This window comes from Jejuia pallidilutea (assembly GCF_002973595.1).
GTDB lineage: Bacteria > Bacteroidota > Bacteroidia > Flavobacteriales > Flavobacteriaceae > Jejuia > Jejuia pallidilutea.
The window spans coordinates 152,989-170,778 of the sequence record NZ_PVEO01000005.1; the positions used below are offsets into that span (position 1 = coordinate 152,989).

15 protein-coding genes are annotated in these 17,790 nt (G+C 35.6%); 3 read left to right on the forward strand and 12 right to left on the reverse strand.

Annotation, left to right across the window (positions count from 1 at the left end; all coding sequences use genetic code 11):
- Positions 1-44: 44 nt before the first annotated feature.
- From CLV33_RS09810 to CLV33_RS09825, 4 genes are all read right to left on the reverse strand, one after another.
- Positions 45-1,127 (reverse strand): bifunctional 3-deoxy-7-phosphoheptulonate synthase/chorismate mutase type II, encoded by a 1,083-nt coding sequence (locus CLV33_RS09810; RefSeq protein ID WP_042241754.1) that lies wholly within the window; start codon positions 1,125-1,127, stop codon positions 45-47.
- Between the two features lie 91 nt (positions 1,128-1,218).
- A complete protein-coding gene (locus tag CLV33_RS09815; RefSeq protein WP_042241751.1) occupies positions 1,219-2,070 on the reverse strand; it encodes a prephenate dehydrogenase in 852 nt (283 codons plus the stop codon).
- 115 nt (positions 2,071-2,185) lie between these two features.
- The gene (locus CLV33_RS09820) at positions 2,186-3,331 is read right to left on the reverse strand and encodes a pyridoxal phosphate-dependent aminotransferase (RefSeq protein WP_105473756.1); all 1,146 of its coding nucleotides are present in this window, start codon (positions 3,329-3,331) and stop codon (positions 2,186-2,188) included.
- Positions 3,328-4,155 (reverse strand): prephenate dehydratase, encoded by an 828-nt coding sequence (locus tag CLV33_RS09825; protein WP_042241746.1) that lies wholly within the window; start codon positions 4,153-4,155, stop codon positions 3,328-3,330. Before CLV33_RS09825 ends, CLV33_RS09820 begins: the two co-directional genes overlap by 4 nt.
- Positions 4,156-4,436: 281 nt before the next feature.
- Here CLV33_RS09825 and gldA point away from each other — a divergent pair, with 281 nt between their 5' ends.
- The 3 genes from gldA to CLV33_RS09840 all read left to right on the forward strand — a co-directional run bounded on the left by gldA (position 4,437) and on the right by CLV33_RS09840 (position 8,814).
- Entirely contained in the window at positions 4,437-5,327 is an 891-nt protein-coding gene (gene gldA / locus CLV33_RS09830) for a gliding motility-associated ABC transporter ATP-binding subunit GldA (protein ID WP_105473757.1), read from the forward strand.
- Between the two features lie 192 nt (positions 5,328-5,519).
- The gene (pta, locus tag CLV33_RS09835; protein WP_105473758.1) at positions 5,520-7,610 is read left to right on the forward strand and encodes a phosphate acetyltransferase; all 2,091 of its coding nucleotides are present in this window, start codon (positions 5,520-5,522) and stop codon (positions 7,608-7,610) included.
- 1 nt (position 7,611) lies between these two features.
- Positions 7,612-8,814, forward strand: a complete 1,203-nt coding sequence (locus CLV33_RS09840) for an acetate/propionate family kinase (protein ID WP_105473759.1) — start codon at positions 7,612-7,614, stop codon at positions 8,812-8,814.
- Here the strand turns inward: CLV33_RS09840 and CLV33_RS09845 are convergent.
- The 8 genes from CLV33_RS09845 to epsC all read right to left on the reverse strand — a co-directional run bounded on the left by CLV33_RS09845 (position 8,785) and on the right by epsC (position 17,540).
- Positions 8,785-9,531, reverse strand: coding sequence for a head GIN domain-containing protein (locus CLV33_RS09845; protein WP_105473760.1), 747 nt, complete (start codon positions 9,529-9,531; stop codon positions 8,785-8,787). The genes CLV33_RS09840 and CLV33_RS09845 overlap by 30 nt on opposite strands.
- Complete coding sequence (locus CLV33_RS09850; protein ID WP_105473761.1) at positions 9,528-10,625, reverse strand: acyloxyacyl hydrolase; 1,098 nt, start codon at positions 10,623-10,625, stop codon at positions 9,528-9,530. Before CLV33_RS09850 ends, CLV33_RS09845 begins: the two co-directional genes overlap by 4 nt.
- 34 nt (positions 10,626-10,659) lie before the next feature.
- A complete protein-coding gene (metF, locus tag CLV33_RS09855; RefSeq protein WP_105473762.1) occupies positions 10,660-11,616 on the reverse strand; it encodes a methylenetetrahydrofolate reductase [NAD(P)H] in 957 nt (318 codons plus the stop codon).
- 227 nt (positions 11,617-11,843) lie between these two features.
- The gene (gene metH, locus CLV33_RS09860) at positions 11,844-14,516 is read right to left on the reverse strand and encodes a methionine synthase (RefSeq protein WP_105473763.1); all 2,673 of its coding nucleotides are present in this window, start codon (positions 14,514-14,516) and stop codon (positions 11,844-11,846) included.
- Between the two features lie 52 nt (positions 14,517-14,568).
- Positions 14,569-14,847, reverse strand: a complete 279-nt coding sequence (locus tag CLV33_RS09865) for an antibiotic biosynthesis monooxygenase family protein (protein ID WP_105473764.1) — start codon at positions 14,845-14,847, stop codon at positions 14,569-14,571.
- Positions 14,848-14,851: 4 nt separating this feature from the next.
- Entirely contained in the window at positions 14,852-15,871 is a 1,020-nt protein-coding gene (locus tag CLV33_RS09870; protein ID WP_105473765.1) for a homocysteine S-methyltransferase family protein, read from the reverse strand.
- A 51-nt stretch (positions 15,872-15,922) separates the two neighbouring features.
- Positions 15,923-16,813 (reverse strand): cysteine synthase CysM, encoded by an 891-nt coding sequence (gene cysM, locus CLV33_RS09875; RefSeq protein WP_105473766.1) that lies wholly within the window; start codon positions 16,811-16,813, stop codon positions 15,923-15,925.
- The gene (gene epsC / locus CLV33_RS09880) at positions 16,797-17,540 is read right to left on the reverse strand and encodes a serine O-acetyltransferase EpsC (RefSeq protein WP_105473767.1); all 744 of its coding nucleotides are present in this window, start codon (positions 17,538-17,540) and stop codon (positions 16,797-16,799) included. Before epsC ends, cysM begins: the two co-directional genes overlap by 17 nt.
- Positions 17,541-17,790: the final 250 nt, after the last annotated feature.

A 17,790-nucleotide genomic window follows, 5' to 3' on the forward strand; every position in this document is an offset into this window, starting at 1 on the left:
ATGCCTCGCTAAATCGAGGCATTTTTTATTATGGCAAACAAGATCTATCCGTTAATAATTTTCTCTTGGTGATTTATAGATTCTTGGTGAATAGCCTTAAACATTTTTAAAATAAACTCTTCGCTTAATCCATGCTCTTTTCCTTCTAGTACCATACGGCCTAAAATTTCATTCCAACGTTTACTTTGTAATACAGCAACGTTCTTTTGCTTTTTAAGTTCACCTATACCATCTGAAGCTTTCATACGTGTGCCTAACAACTCTATAATTTGATTGTCTACCACATCAATTTTAGCTCTTAATTTATCTAAAGCCATATTGTACTCAGACTCAGCATCGGTTTCTTTTCTAATTTTTAAGTCTTTCATAATTTGAACCAAAGTTGATGGTGTTACTTGTTGCGCAGCATCACTCCATGCATTATCTGGATCGGTATGTGTTTCAATCATTAACCCATCAAAATTCAAATCTAAAGCGGTTTGAGACACATCAAAAATCATATCTCGTTTACCTGTAATATGCGAAGGATCGTTGATTATTGGTAAATCTGGAAATTTAGTTTGTAACTCAATTGCCAATTGCCACTTTGGTTTATTTCTATATTTGGTTTTTTCGTAGGTAGAAAATCCTCTGTGGATTACTCCTAATTTTTGAATGTTCGATGCGTATAAACGCTCTATAGCACCTAACCATAGCGGTAAATCTGGGTTTACTGGGTTTTTTACTAACACTATTTTATCTGTACCTTCTAAGGCATCGGCAATTTCTTGAACTATAAACGGGCTTACTGTAGAGCGCGCCCCAATCCATAATAAATCTATATCATGCGCTAAAGCTAATTTTACATGGTTTGCATTGGCTACTTCAGTTGCGGTTTTCATCCCCGTTTCTGCCTTAACCTTTTGTAACCATTTTAGGCCTAAATGCCCTACGCCTTCAAAGTTCCCTGGGCGAGTTCTTGGTTTCCAAATTCCAGCTCTAAAATAGTTTACGTCGGTATCTTTTAGCTCGTGCGCTATTTTTAAAACTTGCTCTTCGGTTTCAGCACTACAAGGGCCTGCGATTACTAACGGATGATCTAACTGTAAATCATCTAACCAAGCTCTCATTTCTTTCTTGTTTTCCATAATTGTAATAAAATTTCAAAATTCAAATTCCAAATTCCAAGGGTTTAATTTTTAATTGGAATTTGATATTTATATTTCTTTGTGTTTAGTTTTAATGTATTCCGTTTAATATATCTTTAATATGATTGGTGTTTTTCATCTCATTAAATATGGCTTCGAAATTATCGTCTTTCATCAGCTCTTTAAAATGATTAAGGTTATTAATATATTCCTCTAGCGTTTCTATAACGTTGGTTTTGTTCTGCTCAAAAATTGGTGTCCACATTTCTGGTGAACTTTTGGCTAATCGCACAGTTGAAGCAAAACCACTTCCAGCCATATCAAAAATATCGCGTTCGTTTCGTTCTTTGTCTATCACCGTTTTACCCAACATAAATGCACTTATATGAGACAAATGCGATACGTAGGCAATATGTCTATCATGTTCCACAGGATTCATGTAGCGCATACGCATACCAATATCTGAAAATAACTTTAATGCTTTTTCTTGTAGTTTGAAGGTGGTCTTTTCAACCTCGCAAACAATATTGGTTTTACCTATAAACAAACCTTCAACTGCTGCTGTTGGTCCAGAATGTTCGGTTCCTGCAATAGGATGCATTGCTAAAAAGTTTCTACGTTTAGGATGGTTTTCTACTGCCTTACAAATAGCTTCTTTTGTTGAGCCTGCATCTACCACCAACCCTTTATCTGATATTTTATCTAAAATAGTTGGCAATAGTTTTACTGTAGCATCAACAGGAATGGAAACAATTACTAAATCGGCATTAACTATATCGTCTAAAGTTGCTTTTCTATCTATTAGCCCAAGCTCTAATGCGGTATTAAGCGTGGTGTCTTTTCTACTTATACCATGAATAACAACTTCTGGGTTGTGCTTCTTGATATCTTTTGCAAGACTACCTCCTATTAAACCTACTCCTATGGCATATATATGTTTCATCAAGGCCTTTCCCTAACCCTCTCTAAAGGAGAGGGAACTGTTACGGGTTTTTTTATTCTTTATATTTATACTTTTCAAATTTCATTTAAACTACAACAAACTGTAACTGCATACTCTACTTCACTCTTGCTATGGCTTCTTCTAAAATTTCGGTTGAAGCGCATAAAGAGAACCGTATGTAACCTTCGCCTTGACTCCCAAAAATGGTTCCTGGCGTTATAAATATGTGATTCTCTTTCAATACTACATCTATAAACTCTTCAGATTTTAAATATGCTGGTAATTTTGCCCACACAAACATTCCTGTTGCATTTTTATCGTAGGTACAGTTTAAAGCTTCGGCTAATTGCCACACCAAATCGCGTCTCCTTTTATAAACACTATTTAGGGTTACAAACCACATTTTAGAGCATTTTAAGGCTTCTACGGCGCCTTTTTGTATGCCATAAAACATACCAGAGTCCATATTACTTTTTACCTTTAATATATTGCTAATGTGCCCGCTATTTCCTAAAACCATACCCACGCGCCATCCTGCCATATTAAAGGTTTTGCTTAAGGAATTTAGTTCTAAACACACCTCTTTGGCACCATCAACACTCAAAATACTTTTGGGGTTATCGTTTAAAACAAAACTGTAAGGATTATCGTTAACAATTAAAATATTATGGCGTTTCCCAAAGGCCACCAACTCTTTAAAAATGGTTTCAGTTGGTGTTGCTCCCGTAGGCATGTGTGGATAATTTACCCACATAAGTTTTACATTACTTAAGTCTTGCTTTTCTAGGACTTCAAGATTTGGCATCCAGTTGTTAGCAGCATCTAAATTATACAACACACCTTTTGCACCTACTAATTTTGTTACAGATTGGTATGTTGGATAACCAGGGTTTGGAATTAACACCTCATCACCTTCATTTAAATATGCCATAGAGATATGCATAATGCCTTCCTTACTCCCCATTAGCGGCAATATCTCGTTAGCAGCATTAACACTAACAGAAAAATGATTTTTGTAAAAGGCAGACATTGCTTCGCGTAATTCTGGCAGTCCTTGGTAGCTTTGATATTTATGTGCTACCGGATTGTTAAAACTTGCAGTTATGGCATCTACAACTTTTTGGGGCGGTTGTAAATCTGGACTACCAATACCTAAATTTATAATAGGCTTGCCGCTAGCTATAAGTAGGCCAACTTCTCTTAATTTTTTTGAGAAATAGTACTCTTCTACCGTATGTAATCGTTTTGCTACCTCAATCATATCTTGGCATTTTTATATTCTCCTAACAATTTAAAATTTTGCCCCATAATCTCAATAATGGACTTTGCCTTTAAGAAATCTGCGTAAGCCTCGAAAGTTACATCTACAAAAAAGGCGTATTTCCAGGGTGTTTTAATAATTGGCAACGATTGAATTTTAGTTAAATTCAATTTACAATCGCTCATCACATTTAAAATAGTAGCTAAACTGCCTCTTTTATGGTCGGCTTCAAACTTAATTGATGCTTTATTAATTTCGTTTTCTGGCACTTCAGAGTTAGTTCGCTTTACCACAGCAAACCGGGTTTCGTTATGTTTTATGGTTTGAATACTATGTGCCAAAATATCCAAATTAAAAATATCGGCGGCCAAAACACTAGCAATAGCACCAATATTTTTAAGTCCTTTAGCGTTTATACGTTCTGCAACTTCGGCAGTATCCTTATCTTCTACCAGTTTTATATTGGGGTAATCCTTAAAAAAGTCTTTACACTGCAACAATGCCATAGGGTGCGAGTATACCTCTTTAATATCTTCGATATTTTGATTTGGCAATGCCATTAAATTATGCTGAATATCTAAGTAATGCTCTCCAACAATGTGTAATTGGTAATCATCAATTAATGCGTAATTTGGTATTATAGACCCTGCAATAGAATTCTCTAAGGCCATAATAGCTGCATCGCACTCTTGGTTAATAAGGGCTTCCACTACCCTATCAAAGGTCATGCACTCAATAATATCTACAGGTTCACTAAAAAACTCCTGCGATACTATGTGGTGAAAACTACCTCTTATTCCTTGTATGGCTACTGTATTTATCATAAAAAAAAGTCTCGATTTTCATCGAGACTTGTATTAAGATATATTGTTATAAACTATACACACAACGTCTCGATTTCTTTGCAAAAAAAGAAATAAAAAAAGTTGAAATATGTATAATACGTTGTTGTTCTCATAATTACGTTGGCTAAAGTAAATAATATTTTAAGAAATCAAAATACTATAAAACCTTTTTTCTGGTTTTATTAAAAGTTTTAAAGAATTTACAACAAAATTTAGATTACATTACATAATCACTATTTTTGACAAAACAATTTAGAAATATGTCTATTGAAGTTAATAACGTTTCAAAATTATACGGTAGCCAAAAAGCCTTAAATAATATATCATTTAACATATCGCAACCAGAAATTGTTGGTTTTCTTGGGCCTAATGGCGCAGGTAAGTCTACTATGATGAAAATTTTAACCACCTACATCAAACCCTCTTCTGGAGCTATTAAAGTGAATACTCACGGCATACAACAGCTTCAAAACATTCAAAAAAGTGTTGGTTACCTGCCAGAACACAATCCTTTATATCTTGATATGTATATAAAAGAGTACTTAGGGTTCAACGCGCAAATATATAAGGTTAACAAAAGCAGAATTAATACCGTAATTGAAATGACAGGGCTAACTCCAGAAGTTCATAAAAAAATTGGTGAGCTCTCTAAGGGCTACCGCCAACGCGTTGGTTTGGCTACAGCACTATTACACGATCCAGAAGTTTTAATTCTAGATGAACCTACAACAGGCTTAGATCCAAATCAGTTAGTAGACATTCGTAACCTTATAAAATCTATAGGCAAAACAAAAACGGTATTTCTCTCCACACACATTATGCAAGAAGTTGAAGCCATGTGCGACAGGGTTATTATTATTAATAAAGGAGAAATTGTAGCCGATAAAAAACTTAAAGACCTAAGAAACGAAAAAGAACAAATAGTTATTGTAGAATTTGATTATAGGGTTGAAGATGCATTTTTACTTAAACTCCCTAAAGTTGAAAACGTGGTGAACACTTATGGGTTTATATACGAAATTACCTTTAAAACAACAGAAGACATGCGCTCTCATGTTTTTGATTTTGCACACGACAATAAATTAAAAATTTTACAACTAAACCAAAAAAATGCAAGTTTAGAATCGCTTTTTAGAGATTTAACGCAGTAATTAAAGCAGCTACATTTTAGGAAAGCTAATTAAAAAAATTAAATTTGCAAAACTGGTTAACCAATTTGCTTTTATGACAAATATCATCTTTGGGCTAAAGCTAAGGTGCTATTTTTGTACGCGAATTTAAAAACTTAATATAAACAGCTATAAAGTTGGGTAACACTAAAACGTTGTAGCAATACTAAAATTATGAGCAAAGGAATTTACGTAGCTACCATCGAGCCAAACAGCGGCAAATCTGTTGTAGTACTAGGCTTAATGCGTATGCTACTGGGAAAAACTGCAAAAGTAGGTTATTTTAGACCAATAATTGAAGACACTAAAAACGGGGAACCAGATAACCATATTAATACCGTAGTGTCGTATTTTGAACTGGATATTAACTACAAAAAAACGTTTGCATACAAAAGAAGTGAAGTTTTAGAATTATATAACAAAGGGAAATCTGGTGATGTAATAGATCATGTAATTAAAAGATACAAATATCTAGAAGAACGTTTTGATATTGTATTGGTAGAAGGCACCGATTTTTCTCATGAAAATTCCAGTTTAGAGTTAGACATTAATATGCTAATTTCTAAAAACCTTGGTTTGCCTGTTATTATTGTTTCTAGAGGAGACGGACTTAATGTTTCTGAAATTGCCGATAACGTTCAAATCGCCCATGATACCTTTAAAGAAGAAGTAGATGTACTTTCTATAATGACTAATAAGGTAAAGCCTGAAGACACATTAAAATTAAAAGCTTTACTACAAACTAGAATTACTTCGGGAACCGATATTACGGTAATACCAAAAGTTAAAAGCTTAGCGAGCCCAACCATAAAAGAAATTGTAAAAAAGCTTGAAGGTAATATTCTATTTGGGGAAGATTTAATTAACAACCAATCTGAAAACTTTAGTGTTGGCGCTATGCAACTGCGCAATTACCTAACACATTTAAAGGAAAACGCCTTAGTTATTACACCTGGCGATAGAGCCGATATTATTTTAGGCGCTTTACAGGCAAATATTTCTAAAAACTACCCTAAAATTTCTGGTATTGTTTTAACAGGCGGACTTATCCCAGAAGACCCAATTTTAAAATTAATAGAAGGTTTATCTAGCGTTGTTCCTATTATAAGCGTAAAACAAGGCACTTTTGCAGTTACCAATATTATTGGCAAAATTCGCTCTAAGATTTATGCTGAAAATACTGAAAAAATTGAAACCTCTATTGCTACTTTTGAAAAGCATGTAGATACCGATAAATTATCCGATGACTTAATTACATTCCAGTCTGATATTTTCACCCCAAGAATGTTTCAATATAACTTATTGCAACGTGCATTAAGCAACAAAAAACACATTGTACTTCCAGAAGGCACTGATGAACGCGTATTAAGAGCTGCAGCAAGATTAATAGATGCCCAAGTTGTAGACTTAACCCTAATTGGAGATGAAACTATAATTAAGGAGCAAATTGAAAAATTAGATATTCCGTTAGATACTACACATATAAACATTGTATCACCTTTAAAATCACCTCATTTTGAAGATTACGCCAATACATTTTATGAGTTAAGAAAACATAAAAATGTAAACCTAGACATGGCTAAAGATGCAATGGCAGACGTATCGTATTTTGCCACAATGATGATTTATAAAGGGCATGCAGACGGAATGGTATCGGGTGCGGTTCACACAACAGCCCACACCCTACGTCCTGCGTTACAGTTTATAAAAACAAAACCAGGAGTTAACATTGTCTCTTCTGTATTCTTTATGTGTTTAGAAGATCGTGTTTCAGTTTTTGGTGATTGTGCCATAAATCCAAACCCAAATGCGGAACAATTGGCAGAAATTGCAATTTCATCAGCAAAAACTGCAAGAGATTTTGGCATAGAGCCTAAAGTGGCCATGTTATCCTACTCTTCTGGAGCTTCAGGAAAAGGTGAAGATGTTGATAAAGTGAGAAAAGCTACCGAAATAGCCAAAGCTCAAGAACCCGAATTAAAAATAGAAGGCCCTATTCAATACGATGCTGCTGTAGACATGCGCATTGGTAAGAGCAAATTACCAAATTCTGAAGTTGCAGGACAAGCTAGCGTATTAATTTTCCCAGATTTAAACACAGGAAACAACACCTATAAAGCCGTACAACGTGAAACTGGAGCATTAGCTATTGGCCCAATGCTGCAAGGACTTAATAAACCGGTTAACGATTTAAGCAGAGGCTGTACTGCTGATGATATTTACAGCACCGTAATTATAACTGCCATACAAGCGCAAGACCTTTAATATGCAAGTACTAGTTTTAAACTCAGGGAGTTCATCGTTAAAATTTCAATTATTTTTAATGCCAGAAGCTAAAATTTTATGCTCTGGTATTATAGAACGTATTGGTTTTGAAGATGCTAAATTTAAATTTAAAACCGAAAAAAACACCATTGAAATAGTTACCCCTATTCCAAATCATAAAGTAGGCCTAGAGCTTGTTTCTAAACAATTATTAGATACAGAAACAGGAATTATTAAATCTACTGATGATATTGATATTGTTGGGCATCGTGTAGTGCATGGTGGCAAATATTTTAGTAATACCACCGAAATTACTGAAACGGTTAAAGAAAAAATAAAAGCTTTATCATCTTTAGCGCCATTGCACAACCCGCCAAACCTTGAAGGTATAGAGGTTGCAGAAACTATTTTTCCTAATGCAAAACAGGTTGCTGTTTTCGATACGGCATTTCATCAAAGTATCCCTGAATATGCGTATAAATATGCCATTCCTAATAAATATTCTGAAGAAGATAGTATTAGGTTATACGGATTTCATGGTACAAGCCACAAATATGTGTCTGAAAAAGCTATTGAATACTTAGGGAAAGACCATTCTAAAATCATTACCATACACTTAGGTAATGGTTGTAGCATGACTGCGGTTAAGGATGGCAAAAGTATAGACCATTCTTTAGGGTTTTCTCCTGTAAACGGATTGATAATGGGTACACGCTCTGGAGATATCGATCAATCTATCATTTTTCATTTAGCAAAAAAATACAACTACACTTTAGAAGAGATAAATACCATGCTTCAAAAAAAGAGTGGCATGATAGGCTTAACAGGATTTAGCGATTTAAGAGATATTCTTTCTGAAGCAGAAAAAGGGAATAAAGACTGCAAGTTAGCATTAGAAATGAGTGCTTACCGCATAAAAAAATACATAGGTAGTTATGCTGCCATTTTGAACGGACTAGATGCTATTGTATTTACAGCTGGTATTGGAGAAAACTCTCCACCAATGCGAAAACTTGTTTGTACGGATTTAGACTATTTAGGAATAGCCATTGATGACGACAAGAACCAAATAAGATCTGATGCGTTGAATGATATAAGTGCTGAAACAGCGAAAGTTAAAGTATTGGTAATTCCAACTAACGAAGAATTGGAAATTGCTAAACAGTCTGTTAGCTTATTCAAAAACGAGTCGTCCTTTATATAGTTCATCAACGTCAACAACAGGAGGTCTGCTAACACAAATAACATTACCGGTACCAGAAATTGTACCGGTAATTTCTTGTTGTGCATTTACTATCATATCGTTTGAGCTTCTGTTCCATAACCTAACTTTTTGAGCAACTAAATTATGTCCTTCAAAACGCGAAGTACCTGCTGCGAAAGTAATATTCAAATTATCGGTTTTTCCGCTTATAAAAGCATTCGATAAATTGTTAAATACAATTCGTAAATCACTATTATCAATTTCTAAATTAAAGTTAGCGCTGGTAAAAGTATCTGGCGCGCCAAAATCTTCAGATAAAATGGTTAAGCTTGGGTATGTTAAAACACCATAAGAACTTATATTGTATTGTGTAGAACTTCTAATTTCCGTAATGTTGGGCGAAGTAACATATACTTTTGTAATGCCGTAATTCCGCACATAGTTACATGTGTTATTATCTGTTAAAACCAATCTGTTTTCAATAACTTCAACAGTAATATCATTTATTAAATTTTCACCAGTCTCTACAACTACGGTTTGAATTGCCCCCTGTTTTACAATCAACTCAATATCCCTATTTACCAATATTTTATCAAACGCTGAAACAGAGACTTCTTGTTGCACTATTTGTCCAGCTTTCTGAAAACAATCCCCAGCATTTTCACTATCGCATGCAAACACTAAAAATAAAACTGCTATGTATTTTAATAACTTCATAATCTAATACCTACTCCCAATGCAACAGCCTCAGCCTTTGCTCCGTGAGATTTTAAAGTTAGCGCTCCAAACCAATTTTTAGTAAAATATCGTTTTAAACCAATACGTAAATAGGTACGTCCTTCAAAATCAAAGGGGTAATATACGTAATACCCAAACTGGGTGACCAACGACATTTTATTTATAAATAATTCATGACCTGCAAAAACACCAACGCGCTTATAATCTTCCTCTCCCGAAACGTTCTCCTCTGGAAAAGACACACTTTTAAAATGAATAAGTTCCTTTAAAAAATTTGAAAAAAACACATCTGCACCAAACTGTAATGCACTTTTGCGGTTAATACGTTTATCTGCATATGTGGAAACTACATAAAACGGAAACTGCCCACTGCCAACAATATCGCTCTCATTAATACCACTTCTAAATACCAAATTGTATCGTATTGGTTCCTTGAATTTTCTGTCAGAATCATCTAAAGTGTATTGATATTCGGGATCCTCGTCATCCAAACTGTATGTAAGCCCTAAATTTAACGCAAGAGTATTGGTACTTGCATTTGGTGCTTTAACATTAGCATTAGAGTAATGAATTAAAGAGAAACCTGCTTGCACACCAAACCTATCAAAAATACGTTCCTTCTTATAGCTTAGCATCACAATCGTGCTGCTCATTATCCGTGTACCGTAAGCTATATTTCTAAAATTAGTATCTTTATTGTAAGCCTCCTCAGCATATGCCAAACCTTGACCAATTCTAAACATAAGGTTACGCTTAAAAAAATAAAAATTATAATGTGCGTATAGAGAAGAGACCGAACCCAAAACTGGATTTTTCATGTTTTGATAAGCATATGTTACACCATAATCTGGATAATTATAGCGTTGCTCCCAATCTTTAAACCCAAATGTTTTTTTATTCCAACTTAAAATATAACCTTCTGGATGGCCTTGTATTAAATGTAAAATATCGCTATTGTGCAGAGCAATATTTCCTTTAAAATAATTAAAGTCTAAATAAGAGGTATTAGTTTTATCTTGTGCTAAGGTAAATGCACAAATAAAACAAAATACACTGGTGTAGATAAACTTCATTCTGGGGTTTTACACAACAAATGTAATAGAATATTTAAAACAATGCTTCGGCAACTGCCTTTATATTATCGCTTTTCCCCATAGAATAGTAATGCAATACAGGAACACCAAAATCCAACAACTCCTTAGACTGTTGTATGGCAAACTCTATCCCAACCTGTCTCACTGCTTTATTATCCTTACACGCCTCTACAGCATCAATTAAATCCTGTGGTAAATCTATTTTAAATACTTGTGGCAACAACTGTAAATGCCGTTTTACAGCAATAGGCTTAATACCCGGTATAATAGGCACATCAATCCCTATCTCCCTTGCTTTCTTAACAAACTCAAAATACTTACTATTATCAAAAAACATTTGTGTTACCACATAGTCTGCGCCAGCATCAACCTTGGCTTTTAAACGTTTTAAATCTGTTATTAAAGAAGGGGCTTCCATATGTTTTTCTGGGTAACCCGCTACGCCTATACAAAAATCAGAATTACTTTCTACCACAACATCGTCGTGCAAATACTTACCCCTGTTTAGTTTTGCTATTTGCGCCACCAGTTCGCTAGCATAGGCATGCCCACCTTCACAAGGTTTAAAATACGCTTCTTCTTTCATAGAGTCGCCACGAAGCGCCATAACATTATCCAACCCTAAATAATGGCAATCTACCAGCACATATTCCGTTTCCTCTTTGGTAAAACCACCACATAACAAATGGGGTATTGCATCCACATTATATTTATGCATAATAGACGCACAAATACCCACCGTGCCTGGGCGCATGCGTGTAATACGTTTATCCAAAAGCCCGTTGCCCCTATCTATATATACATATTCCTCACGTGAGGTAGTAACATCAATAAAAGGTGGCTTAAATTCCATTAGCGGATCTATATTGTTGTATAAATCCTGAATATTCTTTCCCTTCTTAGGTGGTATAACCTCAAACGAAAACAATGTTTTTCCGTTGGCATTTTTTATGTGATCTGTTACTTTCATTCCCTAAACCCCCAAAAGGGGACTTTTAATTAGTTAATATTATTATTATTTTTTGGACGTTACCCTACGCTCATACCTACAAGGTAAAAAAACCTTGCAGGATCGCTTCGGGTCGGGCTATCCGTTACAAGTCCTCGCTGCGCTGTGGGCTTTCCACTACTATCCCTAACGCGCCACTCAAACGCTAGCCTCTCCTATCCCGATAACTATCGGGAAGGAGGAGCTACCTACTCCGCCAAATTAGGATGCAACCACTTTCTGGCTTTTTCTTTAGAAATACCTTTTCTAACAGCATAATCGGTTAATTGGTCGTCTGTTATTTTACCCAAACCAAAATACTTCGCCTCGGGATTTGCAAAATAATACCCCGAAACTGCTGCCGCTGGCCACATGGCTAAACTTTCGGTTAGCGTTACACCTATTAATTTTTCAACCTCTAGTAAATCCCAAATCGTTTCCTTTTCTAAATGATCAGGACATGCAGGATATCCTGGTGCAGGACGTATGCCCTTGTAACTTTCCTTAATTAAATCGGCATTACTTAAATCCTCATTTTCGGCATAGCCCCAATGTTTTGTTCGTACATCTTTATGCAAATATTCCGCAAAAGCCTCCGCAAATCTATCGGCTATGGCTTGCACCATAATGGCATTGTAATCATCTTCCTTTTCCCTATAACTATCTGCTAACTCTTGAGCTCCAAAAACACCTACGCAAAACGCACCTACATAATCGGTTTTACCAGAATGTTTTGGTGCTATAAAATCTGCCAAAGCAATATTAGGAATACCTTCGCGTTTTTTTAATTGCTGGCGTAAGGTTCTAAACACTGCTATTTCTTCCCCTTTTTTCTGAACAGAAATATCATCATCATTTATGGTATTAGCTTCAAATAATCCAAATACCGCTTTTGGTTTTAACAGTTGTTTAGCTATAATATGCTGCACCATCTCTTGGGCATCATTAAAAAGTTGTACTGCTTGTTCCCCTACAACATCATCCTTTAAAATATCAGGATATTTGCCATGTAAATCCCAACTTCTAAAAAACGGACTCCAATCTATAAATGGTAACAGTTCCTTTAAACTTAATTGTTTTAAAACCTGTACTCCCATTGCCTTGGGTTTTACAATCTCAGAAGTGTCCCAATCTATTGTGTACTTTCTTTGGCGCGCTTCATGAATTGAAATATACGATTTCTCTTTACCGCGTTTTAAAAACTTAGTTCTAAATTCGTCATAATTCTTTTTCAATTCTGCAACATAGGCGCTAGACGATTTTTTATTCAATAAATCACCAACTACAGTTACTGCCCTAGACGCATCATTTACATGAACTACAGCATTTTTATATTGCGTATCTATCTTAACCGCTGTGTGAGCTTTTGATGTTGTTGCACCACCAATAAGCAACGGCAATTCAAAATTCTGGCGTTGCATTTCCTTTGCCAAATACACCATTTCATCAAGTGATGGTGTAATTAAGCCCGATAACCCAATGGCATCTACACGTTCGCTTATAGCCGTTTCAATAATTTTTTCAGGGGGCACCATAACGCCTAAATCTACAATCTCGTAATTATTACAAGCTAAAACTACACTCACAATATTTTTACCAATATCGTGCACATCTCCTTTTACGGTTGCCATTAGTATTTTACCAACAGGCTCCGATTTATCGGTTTTTTCAGCTTCAATAAACGGATTTAAGTAGGCCACTGCCTTTTTCATTACTCGGGCAGATTTTACAACCTGAGGCAGGAACATTTTACCAGCTCCAAACAAATCGCCTACCACATTCATGCCTATCATTAAATGGCCTTCAATAACATCAATAGGTTTTTCGGCCTCTTGTCGCGCTTGCTCTATATCTTCTATAATAAACGCATCAATTCCTTTAACCAGGGCATGTGTAATTCTATCTTGCAAGGCATTTTCGCGCCACGATAAATCCACCGTTTTTTCGGCTTTAGAGCCTTTTACGGTTTCGGCAAATTCTAATAAGCGCTCTGTAGCATCATCGCGTCTGTCTAGTATTACATCCTCTACATGTTCTAATAAATCCTTCGGAATATCATCATATACTTCCAACATTGTAGGGTTTACAATACCCATATTCATTCCATTTTGAATGGCATGGTATAAAAATACGGAGTGCATCGCTTCACGAACACCATTATTTCCTCTAAACGAAAAAGACACGTTACTTACACCTCCACTTACAGAAACATTCTCTAGATTTTCGCGAACCCAACGTGTGGCTTCTATAAAATCTATGGCATTTCTGCGGTGTTCTTCCATACCTGTAGCCACAGGAAATATATTTAAATCGAAAATAATATCCTCGGAAGGAAAGCCTACTTTGTTTACTAAAATATCGTAAGAGCGTTTTGCAATCTCAATACGCCTTTCGTAATTATCGGCTTGCCCAATCTCATCAAAAGCCATCACAATTACCGCAGCACCATATCTCTTAATTTGAGTGGCTTCCCAGATAAACTTGTCTTCACCTTCTTTTAAAGAGATAGAATTCACTACACATTTACCTTGCACCACTTGAAGACCAGCTTCAATAATTTCCCATTTGGAAGAATCTATCATGATGGGTACGCGACAAATATCAGGTTCGGCAGCAATAAGGTTTAAAAACTTCACCATAGCCTCTTTCCCGTCTATAAGTCCGTCATCAAAATTAATATCGATTATTTGCGCACCACCGTCTACCTGATGGCGTGCAATATCTAGAGCTTCATCAAATTTCTCTTCTTTAATTAATCGTAAAAATTTTCGAGAACCTGCTACGTTAGTACGCTCTCCTACATTTATAAAATTGCTGTTTTCATTTAAAACCAAAGGTTCTAAACCAGACAATTTCATGTATTTCGTTTGTTTTATTTTCATAAGCCTCTCCCAATCCCGCCTTGGGCGGGACTAATGCAGATTTATCTTTTATTTATAATGCTTTAACTGCTGAAAACGGGTCATTAAAATGGTGCAGTAATGCTTTCCATTCTTGATATTCACCTGTCTTCCGAAATCCAATTTCATGGTCTTCAATTGTTTCCCAGTTTACTAATAATATATGTTTATTTTCTTTCTCTATACACTTTTTCAGTTGATGCAAAATGTAACCTTTTATTGAAGATATGATCTTTTTAGCCTTTTGAAAATTGATTTCAAATTCATCAGAAAGACCTGCTTTGATATTTAATATGGTTACTTCTAGAATCATAACTTCAATTTATGAGATTCTTCACTTCGTTCTGAATGACAGTACGTGGTTTATATTTTGCTGCAATATTTGCTATTACACGAATATGCTCCGGACTTGTGCCACAACAACCACCAATAATATTAATTAAATTTTTCTTTAGATATTCTTCTATTTGCTCACCCATTTCCTCAGGGGATTCATCGTACTCTCCAAAGGCATTTGGTAAACCTGCATTGGGGTGTGCTGAAATACCAAACTCTGTTTTATTAGCTATCGCCTCTAAATGTGGCTGCAATAAATTGGCGCCCAAAGCACAATTAAAACCAATGGTTAATAATGGAATATGGGATACCGAAATTAAAAAGGCTTCGGCGGTTTGTCCAGATAATGTGCGTCCAGAAGCATCTGTAATGGTGCCGCTTAACATAATTGGAATATCTATACCGCGCTCTTCTTTTACCTGCTCTATGGCAAATAATGCTGCTTTTGCGTTTAAGGTATCAAACACTGTTTCAACCAATAATATATCTACACCACCATCAACTAGAGCTTCTGCCTGTTGTTTGTAAGCAATTCGTAATTCATCAAATGTTACGGCACGATAACCAGGGTCGTTTACATCAGGCGACATACTTGCTGTACGGTTTGTTGGCCCCATAGAACCCGCAACAAATCTTGGTTTGTGTGGTTCTTTTGCTGTAAACTCATCAGCCACTTCTTTAGCTATTTTAGCAGATTGGTAGTTTAATTCATAAACCAGATCTTCCATTTGGTAATCTGCCATGGCTATGGTAGTACCCGAAAACGTATTGGTTTCCACAATATCAGCTCCAGCTTCAAAATACTTTCCGTGAATGGTTTTTATGGCTTCTGGCTGAGTGATAGACAATAAATCGTTATTACCCTGTAATGGTGTTGGATAATCTTTAAAGCGTTCGCCCCTAAAATCCTCCTCTGTGAATTTATAAGCCTGTAGCATGGTACCCATGGCACCATCTAAAACTAAAATTCGCTCCTTTAAAACTTCTCTTATATCTGACATTTTTAAATTTTTAATACCTACAAGGTTTTTGAAACCTTGTAGGAGTCTTATTTACTCAAATAAAGTAGACGACAAATACCTATCGCCCCTATCGCAAATAATTGCAACAATAACGCCTTCATCAATTTGTTCGGCTGTTTTTAAAGCACAATACATAGAACCTCCACTACTCATGCCTGCAAAAATGCCTTCTTCCTTAGCTAATTTTATGGTTGTTTCTTTGGCATCTTGTTCCGATACATCTATAACAACATCTACCCTAGAACGTTCAAAAAACTTTGGCACATATTCTGGCGACCATTTTCTAATACCGGGAATTTTAGCACCATCGGCAGGTTGTGCCCCTACTATAGTAATGTCTGGATTTTGTTCTTTCAAAAAACGAGACGTTCCCATAATGGTGCCCGTTGTACCCATTGTGGCTACAAAATGTGTAATCTTACCTTCGGTATCGCGCCAAATTTCTGGTCCTGTGGTTTTATAATGTGCTTTCCAATTATCATCATTTTCAAACTGATTTAAAAGTACATATCCTTTTTCATCCCTAAGTTTAAAAGCCAAGTCCCTAGAGCCTTCAATACCAATATCGGCAGGTGTTAAAATAACCTCAGCACCATAAGCCCGCATGGTTTTAACGCGTTCTTCAGTAGAATTTTCAGGCATAATCAATACCATATTCAATCCTAAAAGTTTAGCTATAAATGCCAAGGCAATTCCTGTATTGCCGCTGGTGGCTTCAACTAAAGTGCCGCCTTTTTTTACATCGCCACGCTTTAATGCTTCATTAATCATGTTAAAAGCTGGCCTATCTTTTACACTGCCACCAGGGTTATTACCTTCTAACTTTAAAAACAATCTCACACCTTTTTTATTAATAAGATGTGTTGCTTCTACAAGTGGTGTGTTACCTATTTGACCAATAATACTATTTTCGAATTCCATTTTTCTTTGGTCTTATTTTTATTTCTGTTTGATAGGTTACTAACGATTCTTCTGGAACAGATTCTGTAATCCAAACGTTAGCACCAATAATGCTGTTTGCGCCAATTACGATATCGCCACCTAAAATTGTAGCGTTGGCATAAATGCATACGCCATCTTCTATAGTTGGGTGTCGTTTAGTTTTTGCTAAACTTTTTGATACTGATATACCGCCTAACGTAACGCCTTGATAAATCTTTACATGATGACCAATAATAGAGGTCTCGCCAATTACAATACCGGTACCGTGATCTATATAAAACGATTCGCCAATGGTTGCTCCAGGGTGAATATCTATACCTGTAATGCCATGAATATACTCCGTCATCATTCGTGGAAGTATATGAACATTTAATTTATATAACGCATGACTCAACCTGTAGATTGAAATAGCATGAAACCCCGGGTAGGCCAAATAAATTTCTTCTAAACAATGAGAAGCTGGATCGTTTTTTTCAAAGGCTATGGCATCTAAATCAAGCTTTTTTCTAATCTCGGGCAGTTCTTCCTTAAAATTTTTCCAAATGTGGCCTCCATTATCAATATCTAAAGCCGTAAGAATTTTAAGAAACGTTTCTTCAAGGTAATCGCCATGCACTTCCTCTTGTTCACAATCGAACAAAGAATAGAACAACCTTTTGGTGAATATCTTTACTGTATCTTTTAAGCAAACGTTATAACTTTTCATGCAGTTATTTGTTTAAAATTTCAGTCCATAAAAGTAAAACTTATCCTTGTAAATACCGCTTTTATGAAACATTAAATCCTACAAGGCTTTTAAACCTTGCAGGATTATCTATTTATTGTATGGTTTATGGCATTCCCCTATCGGGTCGGGCTTTCCATTATATCTTTTTTAGTTTGTTCTCGATATAAATTTGCTCATGCTTCACAAATTTACTCGAACTGGCACTAAAAAAGGATGTCATTTCAATCCC